Origin of the sequence: Streptomyces endophyticus, from assembly GCF_035798155.1 — a bacterium.
GTDB classification, from domain to species: Bacteria; Actinomycetota; Actinomycetes; order Streptomycetales; family Streptomycetaceae; genus Streptomyces; species Streptomyces endophyticus.
The window spans coordinates 308,773-327,082 of sequence record NZ_JAOZYC010000093.1; the positions used below are offsets into that span (position 1 = coordinate 308,773).

An 18,310-nucleotide genomic window follows, 5' to 3' on the forward strand; every position below is an offset into this window, starting at 1 on the left:
CGAGGTCCGGGCCAGGGTCGTCACGTGGCGTGGGGACGCGGCTCAGCGCAACAGCTCCCGTACCGCCGCGAACGCCGCCTCCACCGTCGCCGGATCCGCGCCCGGCCGGGCCAGCGCGCTCATCGGGATCGGGGCCACCTCCGGCAGACCCTCGCAGGGGGTGAGGCCGTCGGGGTCCTGGCCGACCGCCGCGAGCAGCGCCACGCCCTGGCCGGTGCGGGCGAGGTCCAGGACTCCCGCCAGATAACCGGCGTCGCCGACGACCGATGCGGGCACTCCGCTCGCGGCCAGGGTGGCGATGGCCCTGCGGCGGATGGCGCAGGGGTCCTCGATGGCCACCAGCGGGACGGTCTCCGGGGCGGCCGGCGGCTGCCAGCCGGGGACGGCGTACCAGCTGAGCGGGAGCCCGCCGACGCGCGTGCCCTCGGTGGCCGCGGCCTCGGTGACGTACACCGCGACATCGACACTGCCCCGCTCCACCGCCTCGACCAGGCGGGCGGAGCGGTCGATGCGGAAGCGAACTCGACAGCCGGGGCGCATCTCCTGGACGGCGGCGGTCAGCCGGGGCAGGAACTGGTCCGCGGCGTGCTCGGTGGAGCCGATGGTCACGGTGGAGCCATCGGCGCCGAGCAGCGTACGCACGGCCTCGTCGTGCACGGCGAGGATCTTGCGGGCCTGTTCGAGCAGCAGCCGCCCGTCGGGGGTGAACCGGGTGCCGCGCCCCTGGCGTTCGACGACGGGCCGCCCCAGGGTCTTCTCCAGTTTTCGGACGTGCTGGCTCACCGCGGACTGGCTCAGGGCCAGCGCCTCGCCCGCGCGGTGGAAGCCGCCGCAGTCGGCTATCGCCGTCAGGCTGCGCAGGGCGACGATGTCCAGGAGGGGTTGGGGCATGCCGTGACAGTAGTCGCCACGGGCGATCGATCGCGATCCCTGATCGGTTTCGATCCGATTTCGTCGTTGGACGCGGCCGATCACCGCCGGTCATGATGGGCACATGTTGCACGCGCCGTCTTCCGCTGCCTTTCTGACGCGGCGCCGAGTCATCGACTTCGGCGTGGCGTGCAGCGCGCGCTGTCGCTGACCTGCTGCCGCACTCCGGCCCTGCACCGCTTCCTGCGTCACCGGGATCACGTATCCGCTGACGTGTGACGTGTGACGTTGCGGCACGTGAGGCTTGCGGCCCGCTGCGCCTTTCCCCCTCGGCACCCCTGATACCGCCGATCGCCTCCTGAATTCCCCCCTGCCCTGAACCGGGAGTCCCCTCCTCATGCCCTCACCCCATGCCGAACTGCCCCTGATCGCGGAGGTCCTGGCATGACCGTGACCACGACCGTCACCGAGCTGCGCGCGCTGCTCGCCTCCGACACTCCCCCCGCCCTGCTCGACGTCCGCTGGGCACTGGGTGATCCGCACGGCCGCGAGCACTACGCCGAGGGACACATCCCCGGTGCCGTGTACGTCGACCTGGACACGGAGCTGGCATCCGCGCCGACGCAGCGGGGCGGCCGGCATCCGCTGCCGCCGATCGCCGAGCTGCAGGAGAACGCGCGCCGATGGGGCCTGCGGCAGGGCCAACCCGTCGTCGTCCACGACGATGCGGGCAACACCGCGGCGGCGCGGGCCTGGTGGCTGCTGCGGTACGCGGGGATCGACCGGGTGACACTGCTCGACGGTGCGCTCGGCGCCTGGCGCTCCGCCGGTCTGCCGTTGGAGTCGGGCCGGCCCGTCGCCCCGCCGCCGGGCGATGTCGTCCTGCGCGAGGGCGCCCTGCCGGTCACCGACGCCGACGGGGCGGCCGAACTCGCGGCCTCCGGCCTGCTGTTGGACGCCCGGGCGGGCGAGCGGTACCGCGGCGAGGTGGAGCCCGTCGACCCTCGTGCGGGCCACATTCCGGGCGCGGTGTCCGCGCCGACCGGCGGGAACCTCGCGGCGGACGGGACGTTCCTGCCCTCCGACGAGCTGCGCGAGCGCTTCGCGGAGCTGGGAGCGGACGCGGCCCGACCGGGTGCGGCCCGACCGGGTGCGGCCCGACCGGGTGCGGATTCCGCACCCGGCATCGGTGTCTACTGCGGTTCGGGTGTCACCGCGGCCCACCAGATCGCCGCCCTGGAGATCGCCGGGTTCCGGGCCGCTCTCTTCCCCGGCTCCTGGTCCGCCTGGTCCGCCGACCCCGACCGCCCGGCCGCGAAGGGAGACCGGCCATGACGACGGACCACCTGGACCCGGCGGTGATGTCACCTCCCGCGGATCCCGCGGAGAACACGCCCGCGCCGTCTGCCCGTGTCACCCTCCGCAACACCACGAAGACCGGCCGCCGCCTCGCCGTGCCCCGCCCCGTGCGCCGGGCCGCGGGCCCCGTGGGCCTCGTCCTCCTCTGGTTCCTGACCTCGGCCACCGGCGTACTCCCGGAATCCGTGCTCGCCTCGCCGGTGGACGTCGTCGGGCAGGCCGTCGAGCTCACCCGCAGCGGCGAACTGCCCGACGCCATCGCCGCGTCCGGCCGCCGCGCCGCCACCGGATTCCTCATCGGCGGCACGGTGGCACTGGCCCTGTCACTGCTCGCGGGCCTCTTCCGGCTCGGCGAGGACGTCATCGACTCCTCGATGGGCATGTTCCGGGCCATCCCCTGGGTGGGCCTGATCCCGCTGTTCATCGTGTGGTTCGGCATCGAGGAGACGCCGAAGATCGCGCTGGTCGCGCTCGGCGTGACGTATCCCCTGTACTTCAACATCTACGGCGGCATCCGCTCCACCGACTCCCAACTCGTCGAGGCCGCCCGGATGATGGGGCTCGGCAAGCTCGGCCTGATCAAGTACGTGATCCTGCCGAGCGCGCTGCCCGGCGCGCTCGTCGGGCTCAGGTACGCGCTGTCCACAGCCTGGCTCGCCCTCGTCTTCGCCGAGCAGATCAACGCGGACGCCGGTCTCGGCTATCTGATGAGCAACGCCCAGCAGTACTTCCGTACGGACGTCATCGTGCTCTGCCTCGTCGTGTACGCGCTGCTCGGCCTGGTCTGCGACTTCGCCGTACGGACCCTTTCGCGCCGGCTGCTCACCTGGCGCGCCAACTTCGAGGGCGAGGCGTGACCACCATGTCCGACACCGTCGTGAACACAACGGCCGACAACGACGTGCACACCACGGCCAACAGCGTGGAGATACGCGGGCTTTCGCGGGCCTTCGACGGACACACCGTCCTGCACGAGCTGGATCTCGACCTGCGCGAGGGCGAGTTCGTGGCGCTGCTCGGGCACAGCGGCTGCGGCAAGTCGACGCTGCTGAGGATCCTCGCCGGACTCGACGAGGAGATCGCCGGCGAGGTGACCGTGCCCGCGCGGCGCAGTGCCGCCTTCCAATCACCGCGGCTGCTGCCCTGGCTGAAGGTGTGGCGCAATGTCGTGCTCGGTCTGCCGGGCCGCCCCGACCGGGCGCTCGCCGACAAGGCCCTCGCCGAGGTGGGCATCGGCGAACGCGCCACCGTCTGGCCCAAGACCCTCTCCGGCGGCCAGGCCCAGCGCGTCTCCCTGGCCCGCGCCCTGGTCCGCGAGCCCGAACTGCTGCTCCTGGACGAGCCGTTCGGCGCCCTGGACGCGCTCACCCGGGGCAGGGTCCAGCAGTTGGTGGCCGAGCTGTGGGACCGGCACGGCTGCGCGATCCTCCTGGTCACCCATGACGTGGAGGAGGCGCTGCTGCTCGCCGACCGGGTCCTGGTGATGGACGAGGGCCGCATCGCCCACGAGCTCACCGTCGACCTGCCCCGCCCCCGCGACCTGACCGCCCCCGAGTTCGTGACCCTGCGCGCCCGCCTCCTGAACTGGCTCGGCGTGACCCACTCCCTGGAAGGAACCCCGTCGTGATCCGCAGAATCGCAGCCACCGCCATGAGTCTGACCGCCCTGGTGGCTCTCACCGCCTGCGGCGCGGACTCCTCCGCGGACACCGCGGCCAAGGACGGCCGGGTCACCCTCACCATCGGGGACCAGGCCAAAAACCTCCAGACCATGTTCGCCGCTTCGGGTGCCCTCAAGGGTGCGAAGTACCAAGTGAAATGGGCCGAGTTCGAGGGCGCGGCCCCGCTGTACCAGGCGGTGCAGGCGGGCGCCGCGGACACCGGGTACTCCGCCGACCTGCCGGCACTTCAGGCGCTCAGCGGCGGACTGAAGATCAAGAACATCGCCGCGCTGAAGAACGACGGCTCGCACGTCGGCATCGTCGTGCGCAAGGGGTCCGGCATCGACAGCGTCAAGGACCTCAAGGGCCAGAAGGTCGTGGTGTCCTCGGCCAAGGGCAGCATCTCGGAGTATCTGCTGGCCAACGTCCTGAAGCAGCACGGGCTCAGCTACAAGGACGTCAAGGTGCAGTATCTGCTGCCGACCGACGCACAGGCCGCCTTCGCCTCCGGGAAGATCAAGACCTGGGCCACCTTCGGCGTCTACCAGACCGTGGGCCTGCAACAGGGCGGCAGGCTCCTCGTCGACGGCCAGGACGGCCGGGTCAGCGGCATCGGTTTCGTCAACGCCTCCGACAACGCCCTGGCCGACTCCTCGAAGAAGGCCGCGCTCACCGACTTCGTGAAGCGCCTCGGCACGGCCCTCAAGTGGACCAGCAGCCACAAGGACGCCTACGCCAAGGCCATCGTCGAGCACAACGGCGCCGACCCCTCGGTGGCGAAGAGCCTGGCCTCGGCGGCGTACGGCAAGGTCCTGCCGGTCTCCTCCGACGTGAACGCGACCGTCCAGGAGGTGGCCGACCTCATGAACGGCATCGGTGTCCTGAACCCGAACGTCGACGTCTCGAAGTCGGCGGACACCTCGCTGCTCAAGTGACCCACCCCCGCAACTGACGTTTCGAGCCCAGGAGTTGTCCATGCCCGTCGAGTTCATCAGCGCCGTCCACACCGACTCCGGCGCCTCCGGTCCCGCCGCCGCGAGCCGCACCGGCTTCGACCCCGCCTATCTGCGCAGGTACGCCCGCGCCCTGGACGACGGGGGCTTCGACCACACTCTGGTCGCCTACCACTCGGCCTCACCGGACGCCCTCCAGGTCGCCCAGTTCGTCGCCACCCACACCGAGCGGGTCCGGCCGATCCTGGCCCACCGGCCGGGCGTCGTCTTCCCCACCCACGCGGCCCGCGCCCTGGCCACCCTGGACCGGATCAGCGACGGGCGGCTCTCGCTGCACATCATCTCCGGCGGCAGCGACGAGGAGCAGCACCGCGAGGGCGACTACCTCAACAAGACGGAGCGCTACGAGCGTTCGGACGAGTACATCCAGATCCTGCGCAAGGTGTGGCGGTCCGACGGGCCGGTGTCGCACGAGGGGAAGTACTTCCGGTTCGAGGGCTACCACTCGGACGTGAAGCCCGTGCACGGGCTCGTGCCGATCTCCGTCGGCGGCTCCTCCCAGGACGCGTACCGGGTCGGCGGTCAGCAGGGTGACATCTTCGGGCTGTGGGGCGAGCCGCTGAAGGAGACGGCGGAGCAGATCGCCGCCGTGAACGCGGTCGCGGACGCCGCCGGGCGCCCGCGTCCGCGGATCTGGGTGTCGTTCCGCCCGATCATCGCGCCCACCGACGAGCTGGCCTGGGAGAAGGCGCACAGCACGCTGGGAGTGCTCCAGGACCAGGCCGCCAATACCGAACTGCTGCGCCACTACCGCACCACCGGGCGTCCCGCCAACGTCGGCTCCCAGCGGCTCCTGGACATCGCCGGGCGCGGCGAGGTCCACGACCGCTGCCTGTGGACCGCCCCGGCCGTCGCCACCAACGCCGCCGGTGCCTCGACGGCGCTCGTCGGCTCGCCCGAGACGGTGGCGAAGGCGCTGCTCGACTACGTCGACATCGGCTGCGACCTGCTGTCGATCCGCGGCTACGACCCGCTCAACGACGCGATCGACTACGCCCGTCACGTGCTGCCGCTGGTCCGCCAGGAACTCGCCCACCGCGCCACGACCCGAGCCGCCTGACCGGGTCGGGAAACCGGATCGCAGCGGAACACCACGTCGAACCAGGAAGTCACCATGACCACCGCGCCGCAGCGCACCGCCTCCGCCACCCTCCTCGGGCTGCTCGCCCGCGATCTGCCGCCCGACCTGCTGACCACCGACCCGGCGGCCCTCGCCGCGCAGGCCACCGACCGCTCCGGCAGCCGCCCGGACGGTGAGCCCGTCGCCGTGGTGCACGCCCGGAGCACGCGGGACGTGGCGCTCGCTCTGCGGCACGCCCACGCGCAGCGCGTGCCGGTGGTGCCGCGCGGCGCGGGCACCGGCCTGTCGGGCGGGGCCACGGCCGGCCGGGACTCCCTGGTCCTCGACCTCTCCCGGATGGACCGGATCGTCGAGCTGGACGCCGCCGACCAGGTGGCCGTCGTCGAACCCGGTGTCATCACCGCGGAGTTGGACCGGGCGGCGGGTGCGCACGGCCTGCGGTACGCGCCCGATCCGGCGAGCGCGGCCCTCTCCACCATCGGCGGGAACATCGCGACGAACGCGGGCGGCCTGCGCTGCGCCAAGTACGGGGTGACCCGCGACAGCGTCCTCGGCCTGGAGGCGGTGCTCGCCGACGGGACGGTGGTCACCACCGGCCGCCGTACCGTCAAGGGTGTCACCGGGTACGACCTGACCGCACTGCTCACCGGTTCGGAGGGCACCCTCGCGGTGGTCACCGGGGCGACGCTGCGGCTGCGGCCCGTTCCGGTGGCGGTGGCCACGCTGGCCGCGTACTTCGCCACCTTCGAGGCGGCCGCCGAGGCCGCGCATGCGATCGCGCGGGCCGGGGTGGAGCCCGCGCTCGCCGAACTCGTCGACGGGCCGGTGCTGGAGGCCATCGACCCGGCGCTGCGGGAGCGGGGCGCCGCGCTGCTGCTGGTGCAGTGCGACGGGGCGGGCGCCGCCGCCGAGGCCGCGGCGATCGCCCGGCTGATCACCCCGCTCGCCACGTCGGTGGAGACCACCGAGGACCCGGCCGAGTCCGAGGCGCTCCTGGCCGCCCGCCGCCTGGCACTGCCGGCGCTGGAGAAGCTGGGCCGCCCGCTCATCGAGGACATCGCGGTGCCGCGCTCCCGGCTCGCGGAGGCGGTGCGGGAGATCCGGGCGATCTCCGCGCGCCACGACGTGCCGGTGTTCACCATCGCGCACGCGGCGGACGGCAATCTGCACCCGATCGTCGTCGTGGACCGGGCCCTTGACCGGCTCCCGGATGCCGCGTGGGAGGCGGCGGGCGAGATCTTCGCGCTCGCGCTGCGGCTCGGCGGAACACTGACCGGCGAGCACGGAGTGGGCCTGCTGAAGCGGCAGTGGGTCGCCGAGGAACTCGGCCCCGCCTCCCATGCGTTGCAGCGCAGGATCAAGGAGGTGTTCGACCCTCGGGGGATCCTCAACCCCGGAAAGGGCCTGTGGCGCCGGGGCGGGCTGCTTCAGTCAGGCGGTGTGCACCGCGTCGACCAGGTTCGCGAGCGCGTCGGCGGCCTGCGCCAGCCCGCCGTGCGGGGTGACGGGTTCGTCGAGGTAGTGGTCGCGGCGCAGTTCCAGCATGAGGGCCGTGACGCGGGGGTCCTTGCCGTAGTGCGCCAGCGGGACGTACGTGCCCGCGAAGGGTGTGTTCTCGGCTGTGTCGCCGTACGGGGCGAAGGCCTCGCGGGCCCGGGCCAGGAGCATGTCCGGGGTGTGGAACGGGTCGGTGCCGAGGCACACCGGCGGACGTGGGTCGCTGCCGTGCAGTTCGTAGGGCAGGGCGTGGCTCGGGTAGGAGTGGACGTCGATGATGACCGCCCGGCCGGTCGCGGCCAGGCGGTCGGCCACGGCCGCTGTCATGGCCTGCGCGTAGGGGTGGAAGTACGTGTCCAGCAAGGTGTGCTCGTCCGCCGGGGGTTCGGGGCGCAGCGGCTCGTGGTGTGTGGTGCGCGTGTAGACCGCGCCCATGCCCACGGCCCGCATCTCCTCGCGCTCGTCGGGGAACCGCTCGGGGTCGACGACCAGGCGCGAGCGCTCGTTGACGAACCGCCAGGGTGTGACGGACGCGGCGCGCGCGGCGCGTTCCGCGATGGCGTCGGTGTGGGCGTCGGTGATGAGGTCCAGTTCGCGGGACAGGGCCTCCCCTTGGAGCAGCAGGCCCTCGCGTACGTGCGCCGGGATCGCGCGGGAGGCGTGCGGCACGTGCAGGAGCACCGGGGAGGACGGGTCGCCGGGGTGCAGCCGGAAGGGCGGGGTGTCCATGTGTCCCACTCTCCCACCCCGTCCACTTCCTGGGACAGGTGGTTTCGAGGTGTGGGCGCGGGGTAGGGAGCCCAGCCGCTACTACTGAATGGACAGTGAGTAGCTGGAGCGCGACAGGAGTACCTCACCTTGCCCGAAAACCTGCCCGAAGCACCTTCAGAACTCGTGCGTCACCTGTGGATCCCGCTCGCCGACGGCACCCGGCTCGCCGCCCGCGTCTGGCTCCCGGAAGGCCCCGCACGCCCGGCGCCCGCGATCCTCGAGTACATCCCGTACCGCAAGAACGACGGGACCGCCGACCGCGACAACAGCCTGCACGCCCGCTTCGCCGCGTCCGGCTACGCCGCCGTCCGCGTCGACCTGCGCGGCAGCGGCGACTCCGACGGGCTGATGCTCGACGAGTACGCCCAGCAAGAGCTGGACGACGGTGTCGAGGTCATTGCCTGGCTCGCGCAGCAGGAGTGGTGCGACGGCACGGTCGGCATGATCGGCAAGTCGTGGGGCGGCTTCAACGGACTGCAGATCGCGGCCCTGCGCCCGCCCGCGCTGAAGGCGATCGTGACGGTCTGCTCGACGGACGACCGGTACGCCGACGACGTGCATTACACGGGCGGTTCGCTGATCGCCTCGGAGATGCTGCCGTGGGCGTCGACGATGCTCGCCTACAACGCGCGGCCCGCCGACCCCGCCGTGGTCGGCGACGACTGGCGCGAGCGGTGGCTGGAGCGGATGGCCGACACCCCGGTCTACGTCGAGGAGTGGCTGCGGCACCAGACCCGCGACGCCTTCTGGAAGCACGGCTCGGTGTGCGAGGACTTCGGGGCGATCGAGGCACCGGTGCTCGCGGTGGGCGGCTGGTACGACCCGTACTGCGGGGCCGTACTGCGCCTGCTGGAGGGCGTGCGCAACGCTCCCGTGCGGGCGCTCGTCGGGCCGTGGGCCCACACGTATCCGCACCAGGCGGCGCCCGGGCCCGCGATCGACTTCCACGGTGAAGTGGTGCGCTGGTTCGACCAGTTCCTGCGCGGCAAGGACACCGGGGCCCTGGCGGATCCGGCGCTGCGCGCGTGGCTGCCGGAGTGGGCGGCGCCCGGCGGCGACCGCGAGCGGCGTCCCGGCCGGTGGGTCGCCGAGCAGCAGTGGCCCTCCGAGCGCATCGAGCGGCAGGAGTTCGCGCTGGCCGGCGAGTCGGCGGGCGAGGCCGTCGGGCACGACCCGCTGCGCTTTCGCGACGCACACCTCGACAGCACGCGCGTGCTCGGTACGGCGGGCGGCAGCTGGCTCCAGTTCGGTGACGCGGCCGGGCAGTTCGGCCCGCAGGGCGGCGACGACGGGCTCGCGCACTGCTTCACCACGACGCCGCTCGACGAGCGCGCCGAGATCCTCGGGGCGCCGTCCGTGACGCTGCGGGTGAGCGCCGACCGGCCCGCCGCGCAGCTCGCGGTGCGCCTCAACGACGTTGCCCCTGACGGCAGTTCGCGGCTCGTCACCCGTGGCATGCTCAACCTCACGCACCGCGAGGGCCACGAGGAGACGCTGCCGCTGGAGCCCGGACAGGCCTACGACGTGACCGTGCCGCTGGTGGCGACCGCGCACGCCTTCGCGCCCGGCCACCGCATCCGGGTCGCGGTCTCGTCCTCGTACTGGCCGCTGGCCTGGCCGTCCCCCGAGCCGGTCACGGTCACCGTGCACCCCTCCCCCGCCGCCGCGCTGCACCTGCCGGTGAGGCCGACGACGGACGCGGACGCCGCGCTGCGCCCCTACGGCGATCCGCAGCCGGACCTGCCGGTCGAGCTGTCCACGTCCGGTGACGGCTCCTCGCGGCGCATCGAGCACGACCCGGTCTCCGGCCGCACGGTCGTCGAACTCGTCGTACGCGACGGGGAGTTCAAGGACCTCACCGACGGACTGTGGAAGCGCGGCGACGCCGTCGACCGCTTCTCGCTCACCGAGGGCGACCCGTCCTCCGCCGTCGTGGAGTGCGAGCGCACCGAGGAGGGCGGGCGCGGCGACTGGCACTGGAAGGTCGTCACGCACAGCCGGATGACCGCCGACGCCTCCGCGTTCACCGTCGTCAACACCCTCACCGCCTACGAAGGGGACACCCGCGTCTTCGATCGCACCACGGACGCAGTGATTCCCCGGCAGGGAGTCTGAGCATGCGCAGACGCACGTTCCTGACCGGCTCGCTCGGTGTCGTCGCGGCCGCCGGGGTGGCCACGGCCACCGGGTCGGCCGCCGGCACCGGGCCCGTCATCACCGTTGGCTCCAAGCAGTTCACCGAGTCGTGGGTGATGGGCGAGCTGTACGCCCAGATCCTGCGCACGCGTGGCTTCGACGTCGTCCTCAAGTCCAACGTGGGCAGCGCCGACCTCATCGACCGCGCGCTGCGCAACGGGCAGATCGACCTGTACCCCGAGTACACCGGCGTCGTCCTGCAGACGTTCGCGATGCCGAAGCACATGCCGACGACGGCGCGCGACACCTACGTCGCGGCGAAGAAGTTCGAGGCGGGGCGCGGGATCTCACTGCTGCCGCCGACGCCCTTCCAGAACCGCAACGCCGTCGCCGTGCGCACCGCCGACGCCCGCAAGCACGGCCTGAAGACCGTCGGTGACCTGAAGAAGCTGGGGAAGATCTCGTACGCCGAGTACCCCGACAACATCACGGGGCCGCTCGGCTTCGACGCCATCGTCAAGGCGTACGGGCTGCACGACATGAAGGTGCGGCCGCTCAACATCGGCCTGCAGTACCCGGCGCTGAAGAACGGGGACGTGGACGCGGCCGACGTGTTCACCACCGACCCGCAGCTGCGCCGCTACGAGTTCACCATCCTCGACGACGACCAGGCCATCTTCGGGTTCCAGAACGTCTCCCCCGTCGTGCGCACGTCCCTCGTCGAGGAGTACGGCGAGCGGCTCACCGAACCGCTGAACGCCGTCGACGAGTTGCTCACCGAGGAAGCCATGCAGGCACTGAACGAGGCCGCCGCGATGATGCGGCTGAGCCCGGCGAAGGTCGCCGACCGGTTCCTGAGAGCGAACAAGCTGATATGACCGTGACCGAGGAGCATTCCACGATGCAGACCGCCGGCGCCGCCGACGAGATAGTTTTCGACGCGGCCACCAAGATGTACGACGGCACGGACGAGGCGGCCGTCGACGCGCTGTCCCTGACGGTTCCCGCGGGCGAGATCTGCGTCCTGCTCGGCGCCTCCGGCTGCGGCAAGACGACCGCGCTGACCCTCGTCAACCGGCTCACCGAGCTGACGAGCGGGGACATCCGGATCGGCGGCAGCAGCATCCGCGAGCAGGACGTCATCGAACTGCGGCGCGGCATCGGCTATGTCATCCAACAGGCCGGTCTCTTCCCGCACTTGACGATCGAGGAGAACGTCGCGACGGTGCCGCAGGTACTCGGCTGGAAGAAGCCGAGGATCGCGGAGCGCTCGCGCGAGCTGCTCGAACTGGTCGGCCTCCCGCACAAGGAGTACGCCCACCGCTACCCCTCGCAGCTCTCCGGCGGACAGCGCCAACGCGTCGGCATCGCACGGGCGTTGGCGGCCGACCCGCCCATCATGCTGATGGACGAGCCGTTCGGCGCGCTCGACCCGGTGACGCGCGAGCACGTCCAGGACGAGTTCCTGCGACTCCAGGAGCAGGTGCAGAAGACGACGCTGTTCGTGAGCCACGACATCGACGAGGCCGTCCGCATGGGCGACCGCATCGCGATCCTCGCCAAGGGCGGCAAGCTGCTCCAGTACGACACCCCGGAGCGGATCCTGCGCGAGCCCGCCGACGACTACGTGGCCCGCTTCGTCGGCACGGACCGGGGGCTGAAGGCGCTGACACTGCGCACGCTCGGCGACCTGAAGCTGGAGCCGGCGGACGAGGCTTCCGGAGACGGCGCGTTGCATACAAGTGACACCCTGCGCACCGCGCTGTCGGCGCTGATGGCCGGCGGCGCCGAGCGGCTGTCCGTCACGGACGAGGCCGGCAAGCCGGTGGGCTCCGTCACCGTCGCGCTCATACGGGAGGCGGCGTGAGCGGCCTGCTGTCCCTGGCGGCCGGGTCCTTGGCGGCCGGCACCGACCCCGTCATCCCCGACTTCGGCACGGTCAGTTCGTGCGTGCGCGACAACGGCGTGTTCTGCGTCGACTGGTTCACCGCGAACTTCTCCAGCGTGTTCGGTCCCGCCCTCGTCCAGCACGTGCGCCTCACGCTGATCGCGGTCGGCATCGGCTTCCTCATCGCGTTCCCGCTGGCGCTGCTCGCGCACTTCCGGAAGTGGCTGGTCAGGCCGCTGGGCGGGCTGACGTCGTTCCTCTACACGATCCCGCCGATGGCGCTGTTCACGCTGCTCGTCCCGGTGTCGGGCCTGTCGGTGCTCACCGCCGAGATCGCCCTGGTCGCGTACACGCTGATGGTGCTGTTCAAGTCGACGGTCACCGGGCTCAATGAGGTGCCGGAGGACGTGCGGCGGGCCGGTGTCGGCATGGGCCTGACCCGGCGCGAGATCCTGTGGCGCATCGAGCTGCCGCTCGCGCTGCCCGGCGTGATCAGCGGGCTGCGGGTGGCGACCGTGACCACGATCAGCGTGGTCGAGATCGCCGCGTTCATCATCGACCAGGGGCTCGGCTCGCCGATCATCCAGGGCCTCCAGTCGCCGTTCAACACGCAGTTCATCGGGGCCGGTCTGCTGGCCGTGGCGCTCGCGCTCGCCGCCGACGGACTGCTCGTGCTGCTCGGCCGGGTGCTCACGCCGTGGGCCAGGACGCGGAGGACCGTCTGATGCACACCTTCCTCGCGAGTTTCTCGTTCATGGCCGACCACTTCGGGCTGCTGCTCAGCCGGACCGTCGACCATCTGCTGCTCTCCGCGGCCGGTGTCGCCGTGGCCCTGGTGATCGCGGTGCCGCTCGGTGTGTGGCTCGGGCACCGCGGCAAGGGCTCGTTCCTGACCGTGAGCATCTCCAACATCGGCCGGGCGCTGCCCTCGCTCGCGCTCATCGCGATCTTCCTGGGGCTGCTCGGCATCGGCTTCGTGAACGTCATGACGGCGCTGGTCATCATGGCGATCCCGCCGGTGCTTACGCACGCGTACCTGGGCGTGGAGCAGGTGGACGCGGACCTGGTGCGGGCCGCGCGCGGCATGGGGCTCACGCAGTGGCAGATCCTATGGCGCGTCGAACTGCCGCTCGCCCTCCCGGTGTTGTTCACCGGGATCAGGATCGCCGTCGTGTACGTGATCTCCAGCGCGACCCTGGCGGCCGTCGCCGGGGGCGGCGGGCTCGGCGACATCATCCTCAACCAGGTGTCGTACGGCCTGTCGGGTGTCATCGCGGCGGCGCTGTGGGTGGCGGTCCTGGCGCTGGTCGCCGACGGCCTGTTCGGGGCCGTCGGCAACCGGCTCGCGCCACGCGGGACGCGCGTCTAGCACAGTCGTCTAGAACAGCCGTCTAGATCCCCGCGTCGCAGCAGCCCTCGCGGCGCATGTGGCGGCCCACTTCCAGCCAGTCGTCACCGGTGGCCCTCAGTGTCCTGGAGGCCACCGGTTCGAACGAGCCGACCAGGTCGGCCTGCTGGAAGGGGACGCCGCCGCGCAGCACCGCCGTCGTACGGATCAGGTCGTCGAAGTCGGTGAACGGGTCGCCGTCGACGATCGTGAGGTCGGCGAGCTTGCCCTCCTCCAACGTGCCCAGGTCCGCGTCCGCCCCGAAGACCCGTGCGGGCATGAGCGTCGCCGTGTGCAGGGCCTGGGCCGCGGAGAACCCGCCGCGGTGCAGGGCGCGCAGCGCGAGGTGGAGGTGGAGGCCGACCGGGACGAGCGGCTGGTCGGTGCCGAGCGCGATGTGTCCACCGGCGGCGAGGACGCGCCGGTAGACCGCGATCTCCCGCTCCAGGGTGGCGAGTTGGGCGGCCGTGGGCGGGGTCGTGGCCAGTTTCTCCACGGCGGCGGTGTCCCACGGCGGCATCAGCCGCGTGACGCGCGGGTCCTCCGCGAGCGCCGGGTCGGCGCCGATCAGCGGCTGCGCCGTGAACGGGGTCGCGATGAGATGGAAGTCGCCGGTCTTCGAGTAGATCTCCTGGACGTCCTGCCCTGAGTGCCCGCTCGCCGTCGTGGCATGCCCGAACTCCAGGCGCTGCGTTGCCTGTAGATGGGTCGTCAGGTCCTGCCCGAGCTGGATTCCCGGTGTGCACAGGTGGCTGCCGCTGCGCACGCCGAGCCGCTCGTGCGCGAAGGAGGCCGCCTCCTTCATCACCCAACCCGGCGCCCGCACATAGGTCTTGACGAAGTCCCAGTCGAGCGCGGCGGCCCGGTCGAGCGAGCGGCGCAGGCCCGCGCGGGTGCGGTGGGCGCGGCCCATGCTGTAGGCGACGCGCGGCCCGTCGAGCAGTTCACCGGTGGCGAGCAGCCTCGGCCCCGCGAGCGCGCCCGCGTACACCGCCTCGCGGATGCGGGCCTGTTCGTAGGCGAAGCCGCCGAGGGAGACCGCGGTGGTGATGCCGTACGCGAGTTGGAGCGCGGTCTGGCGGCCGCCGTAGGTGGACTGCCAGGGGTGGGTGTGGGCGTCGAAGAGGCCCGGGATCACGGTCTTTCCGGAGGCGTCGATGCGCTTGGCGGCCGTCCGGCCGCCCGCGCGGTGCGGGGCGACGGCGGTGATGCGGCCGCCCTCGACGGTGAGGTCGACGTCGTCACGGACCTCGGATCCGGTGCCGTCCCAGAACCGGCCCGCGTGCACGACGGTGTCGGCGGGGCGGGGGCGGCGGTGGTCGAGCGGGACCTTGACCGTACGGGCGGTGCCCTTCGCCACGTCGAGGAGGCGGAGCCTGCCCGCGCTCAGGTAGAGGAGCTGCCGACTGTCGGCGGACCAGCTCGGGTGGTCGGCTGCCTCGTCGGTGACCTGCCGTGGGTCGCCGTCCGGGGTGCCGTCGGCCCGTACGGGCAGCAGCCACAGCGCGGACTCGACGACCACGGCCATGGTGCGGCCGTCGGGCGACCAGGCGGGCCCGGAGTCGTAGCGGTCGGCGATCGAGACATGCGGGGCGACCTGGTGGACGATCGCCTTGCCGGTCTGGGTGTCGACGACGCGGATGAGGTTGTAGCCCTCGCGGAAGCGCTGGTTGAGGCGGCTGCGGTCGCACAGCGCCACGTATCTGCCGTCGGGCGACCAGCAGGGTCTGCCGGGCAGTCCGCCACTGCCCATCGGCGCGGCGAGGACGCGTTCAGTGTCCGCGGTGAGATCGCGGAGGACGAGGTTGCCCGACATGTCGATGCACGCCAGGCGCTCCCCGTCGGGCGAGAGCGCGGGGAACACACGCCCGCCCTCGGCGAGCACCGTCTCCTTGCCGCTGCCCAGGTCGTGACGGCGTACGGAGAAGAGTCCCGCCCGGTCGTCGGCGTAGACGAGCGCCTTGCCGTCGGGGGTCCAGGTCGGGGCGAGTACGTAGCGGGTCTGCGGGGCCTGTACGACCTTGCGCGGGGCGCGGCCGCCCGAAGTGGCGCCGATCCACAGCGAGTTGAGGGCGGCGAAGGCCACCTGCTTGCCGTCGGGCGACAGGGCCGGCAGGTGCGGGGAGCGCACCGGGCGGACTCCCCCGGCCTCGAAGTCGTAGCGCTTGACGCGGTAGTGCGGGCGGTCGACGGGGAGGGTCGCGGTGAACGCGATCTGTTCGCCCTCGCTCGGGGCGGCGGGGCGCACGAGGCGGAAGCGGCCGTCGACGGTGAGCAGCAGGGTGTCCGCGCCGGTCCAGCGGGGCGGCACGGGGGCGAGGTCGCCGGGCACGTCGACCGGTTTCCCGTCGACGACGAGGGTGCAGGTGGCGGCGGGTGCGGCGGTGGTCCGCAGATACGCGAGCGGGCCCTTCGGACCCGGGGCGACGGCGGGCGTCATGACCTGAGCGCCGGAGCCGTCGGTGTGCTCGGTGGTGACGGCTCCGGTGCCGTCGGCGGCGACCGAGGCGAGGGTGGACGCCTGGAGGGTTCCGGCGTCGGTGACCACGCCTCGTACGAAGAGCACGCGTGTGCCGTCGGCGGACCAGGTGGGGTCGAAGTCCTCCCAGGCGCCGCCCTGCCCTGGGCCCTCCTGGCCGGGAGCGCCGGTGAGGCGGGTGAGGGTTCCGTCGCGTACGTCGATGGTCCAGATGCGGTACGGGGCGGCGTGTTCGGGGTCGCCGCCGCGCTCGGAGGCGAAGGCGATCCGGTGGCCGTCCGGGGACCAGGCGGGGCCGCGGTCGTCCCATGGTCCGTCGGTGAGCTGCTTCGGTGTGCCGCCGTCGGCGTCGAGGAGCCACAGGTGAAAGCCGCCGCCCTGGTAGGCGCAGACGACGAGGCGCTTGCCGTCGGGGGCGAACTGGGGGCGGGTGGGCTCGAGTTCGGGGGTGGTGAGGCGTCTCGCGGTGCCGCCCTTGCGCGGGATCGACCACAGGATGTTCTGGATCTCGGCGACGAAGCGGTCGCCGGACGGGGCGAGGGTGGCGGCTCCGTTGGTGGCGGCGGTGAAGGAGAGCGAGGCGGGGGCGGCCTCGGCGGCTGCGGCCGTCGCCGGTTCGAGGAGGGCCCCGGCGCCCGCCGCGACGGCGCCGGCCGTGGCGGTGGTGGTCTGCAGGAAGCGGCGGCGGGTGAAGGAGGTGGTGCCGGGGGTGGCGACAGGGGTGGTGGCGCGGGTGGTGTCCATGAGACTCCCATTGCACGGAGGGCATGTGGACCCACGGGACCGAGGGGGCCCGTGGGCCTTGCGGGACCGAACTGTGCGCGAGTCGGAGAGGGGACGCACAGCAACATACGTGGCACCCGCAGTGAGTCAACATGGCCGACGTCGCGAACCGGTCGAAGGACACACGGAAGCCGCCTGCCGGAGTGGGGCGCGGCGGGCGGCTTCCAGGGGCTTGGCGTTCGGATTTCCGCTACTGATCGACCGGCCCGGTGGGTCCGGTGAGCGGGAGCACCGTCCGGCACTTCACCGCGCGGGGGTGGGCGGGGTCGAGCGCGTTCAGTACGTGGGTGAGGGTGATGGGGTCGTACGGTGCCTCAAGGTGGTCGGAGTAGTCCTTGGCGCAGGTGTCCTGGAGCCGGATGTTGCGCACGGTCGCGCCGGGGCCCGCCTTGAGGAAGGCGTTGGTGTAGGGCGTGACCACCTCGTCGTACTTGGTGGCGATGACGGTGTAGTCGACGCCCGGCACGGTGTCGCCGCCGGCGTCGAGCGCCTTGTTGAAGTCCGAGCCGATCTCCTGCTCGACGAGGGCCGGGGCGGTCTTGTCGAGGAATCCGTTCATCGGCTGCAACAGGTGCAGCTGGCGGCCGAGTTCAGTGATGCCGGACAGGGTGGTGCCGTGGTTGGAGGGGGTGATGCCGACGAGCTTGTCGACCTTGCCGGCGGCGCTCGGGTCGTCCTTGAGGTACGTGCGGGGCAGCGGGCCGCCGCCCTGTGAGTGGCCGACGAGGTCGACCTCGGCCGTGCCCGTCGCGCCGCGCACTTTGTCCACGAAGGCGCCGAGTCGGGCCGCGCCGTCCTTCACGTGGGCGGTGCCCTGGATCGGCGATGTCGCCTTGTCGGCGCCGTAGTTGAAGGCGAAGACGCAGTAGCCGTTGTTCGCCAACAGGGGCGCCGCGCCACGCCAGTTGCCGTGCATGTTCTCCAGCGTGCCGTGGATCAGGACGACGGGCCTCGGATGCTCGGCGCTCGGTTTGCAGCCCCAGTCGTTCGCGCCGGGCGGCGCCTCGCCGGCCTTGAAGACTCCGGCCAGGAATCCCTTGGTGAAGTTGTACTCGACCGGCCGCTGTTCCTCGGTGGCGGTCGCATGCGGGGAGCCGAGCGAGACAAGTCCCGCGATTCCGAGGGCGCCCGCGGCGGCCGTGCAGAAAATCCTGCGTCTCATTTCCAGTACCGTCCCTTGTTCTGGAATGCCGCGTACTGAGCGGCGTCGGACGGCGTGAAGCTAGGAGACCCCAGAGGCGCCCGGCAATGCTGTGGACAAGGCAGTGGGTCGGGCGCGCAGAACGGTGCCAGGATTCCGCGCCCGGGCCGGGCGAAAGTGTCACTCAGGTGAGCGCTTCGTGCCCTTCACGGCTCCAGTGATCCGCAATACCGCTGGTGAACGAC

General features: G+C 72.0%; 14 protein-coding genes and 1 pseudogene. 11 read left to right on the top strand and 4 right to left on the bottom strand.

Annotated features, from left to right (window positions below):
* Positions 1-42: 42 nt before the first annotated feature.
* Complete coding sequence (locus OKJ99_RS13035) at positions 43-891, bottom strand: LysR family transcriptional regulator (protein ID WP_326016210.1); 849 nt, start codon at positions 889-891, stop codon at positions 43-45.
* Positions 892-1,314: 423 nt separating this feature from the next.
* Here OKJ99_RS13035 and OKJ99_RS13040 point away from each other — a divergent pair, with 423 nt between their 5' ends.
* From OKJ99_RS13040 to OKJ99_RS13065, 6 genes and pseudogenes are all read left to right on the top strand, one after another.
* Positions 1,315-2,205 (top strand): sulfurtransferase, encoded by an 891-nt coding sequence (locus OKJ99_RS13040; protein WP_326016211.1) that lies wholly within the window; start codon positions 1,315-1,317, stop codon positions 2,203-2,205.
* A complete protein-coding gene (locus OKJ99_RS13045) occupies positions 2,202-3,086 on the top strand; it encodes an ABC transporter permease (RefSeq protein ID WP_326016212.1) in 885 nt (294 codons plus the stop codon). Before OKJ99_RS13040 ends, OKJ99_RS13045 begins: the two co-directional genes overlap by 4 nt.
* 5 nt (positions 3,087-3,091) lie before the next feature.
* Positions 3,092-3,856, top strand: a complete 765-nt coding sequence (locus tag OKJ99_RS13050; protein ID WP_326016245.1) for an ABC transporter ATP-binding protein — start codon at positions 3,092-3,094, stop codon at positions 3,854-3,856.
* A complete protein-coding gene (locus OKJ99_RS13055) occupies positions 3,853-4,824 on the top strand; it encodes an ABC transporter substrate-binding protein (RefSeq protein WP_326016213.1) in 972 nt (323 codons plus the stop codon). Before OKJ99_RS13050 ends, OKJ99_RS13055 begins: the two co-directional genes overlap by 4 nt.
* A gap of 40 nt (positions 4,825-4,864) precedes the next feature.
* Positions 4,865-5,962, top strand: coding sequence for an LLM class flavin-dependent oxidoreductase (locus tag OKJ99_RS13060; protein WP_326016214.1), 1,098 nt, complete (start codon positions 4,865-4,867; stop codon positions 5,960-5,962).
* Positions 5,963-6,016: 54 nt separating this feature from the next.
* Positions 6,017-7,390: pseudogene (locus OKJ99_RS13065) on the top strand (FAD-binding oxidoreductase); the annotation flags it as partial.
* Between the two features lie 24 nt (positions 7,391-7,414).
* On the opposite strand, the gene OKJ99_RS13070 reads toward OKJ99_RS13065, so the two are convergent.
* Complete coding sequence (locus OKJ99_RS13070; protein WP_326016246.1) at positions 7,415-8,209, bottom strand: N-formylglutamate amidohydrolase; 795 nt, start codon at positions 8,207-8,209, stop codon at positions 7,415-7,417.
* Between the two features lie 129 nt (positions 8,210-8,338).
* On the opposite strand from OKJ99_RS13070, the gene OKJ99_RS13075 reads away from it, so the two are divergent.
* Genes OKJ99_RS13075 through OKJ99_RS13095 form a run of 5 tightly spaced genes read left to right on the top strand, consistent with a single transcriptional unit; the run spans position 8,339 to position 13,644 of the window.
* Positions 8,339-10,366, top strand: a complete 2,028-nt coding sequence (locus OKJ99_RS13075; protein ID WP_326016215.1) for a CocE/NonD family hydrolase — start codon at positions 8,339-8,341, stop codon at positions 10,364-10,366.
* Positions 10,367-10,368: 2 nt separating this feature from the next.
* Positions 10,369-11,265 carry an ABC transporter substrate-binding protein gene (locus tag OKJ99_RS13080; RefSeq protein ID WP_326016216.1) on the top strand — a complete coding sequence of 299 codons (897 nt, stop codon included), beginning with the start codon at positions 10,369-10,371 and terminating at the stop codon, positions 11,263-11,265.
* A gap of 23 nt (positions 11,266-11,288) precedes the next feature.
* On the top strand, positions 11,289-12,254 hold the full coding sequence (locus OKJ99_RS13085) for an ABC transporter ATP-binding protein (RefSeq protein ID WP_326016217.1): 966 nt from the start codon (positions 11,289-11,291) through the stop codon (positions 12,252-12,254).
* Positions 12,251-13,000, top strand: coding sequence for an ABC transporter permease (locus tag OKJ99_RS13090; RefSeq protein WP_326016218.1), 750 nt, complete (start codon positions 12,251-12,253; stop codon positions 12,998-13,000). The genes OKJ99_RS13085 and OKJ99_RS13090 overlap by 4 nt, the downstream gene beginning before the upstream one ends.
* On the top strand, positions 13,000-13,644 hold the full coding sequence (locus tag OKJ99_RS13095; RefSeq protein ID WP_326016219.1) for an ABC transporter permease: 645 nt from the start codon (positions 13,000-13,002) through the stop codon (positions 13,642-13,644). Before OKJ99_RS13090 ends, OKJ99_RS13095 begins: the two co-directional genes overlap by 1 nt.
* Positions 13,645-13,666: 22 nt before the next feature.
* Here the strand turns inward: OKJ99_RS13095 and OKJ99_RS13100 are convergent, their stop codons facing one another.
* Positions 13,667-16,885 carry an amidohydrolase family protein gene (locus OKJ99_RS13100; protein ID WP_326016220.1) on the bottom strand — a complete coding sequence of 1,073 codons (3,219 nt, stop codon included), beginning with the start codon at positions 16,883-16,885 and terminating at the stop codon, positions 13,667-13,669.
* A gap of 229 nt (positions 16,886-17,114) precedes the next feature.
* Positions 17,115-18,086, bottom strand: a complete 972-nt coding sequence (locus tag OKJ99_RS13105) for an esterase/lipase family protein (RefSeq protein ID WP_326016221.1) — start codon at positions 18,084-18,086, stop codon at positions 17,115-17,117.
* Between the last annotated feature and the right edge of the window lie 224 nt (positions 18,087-18,310).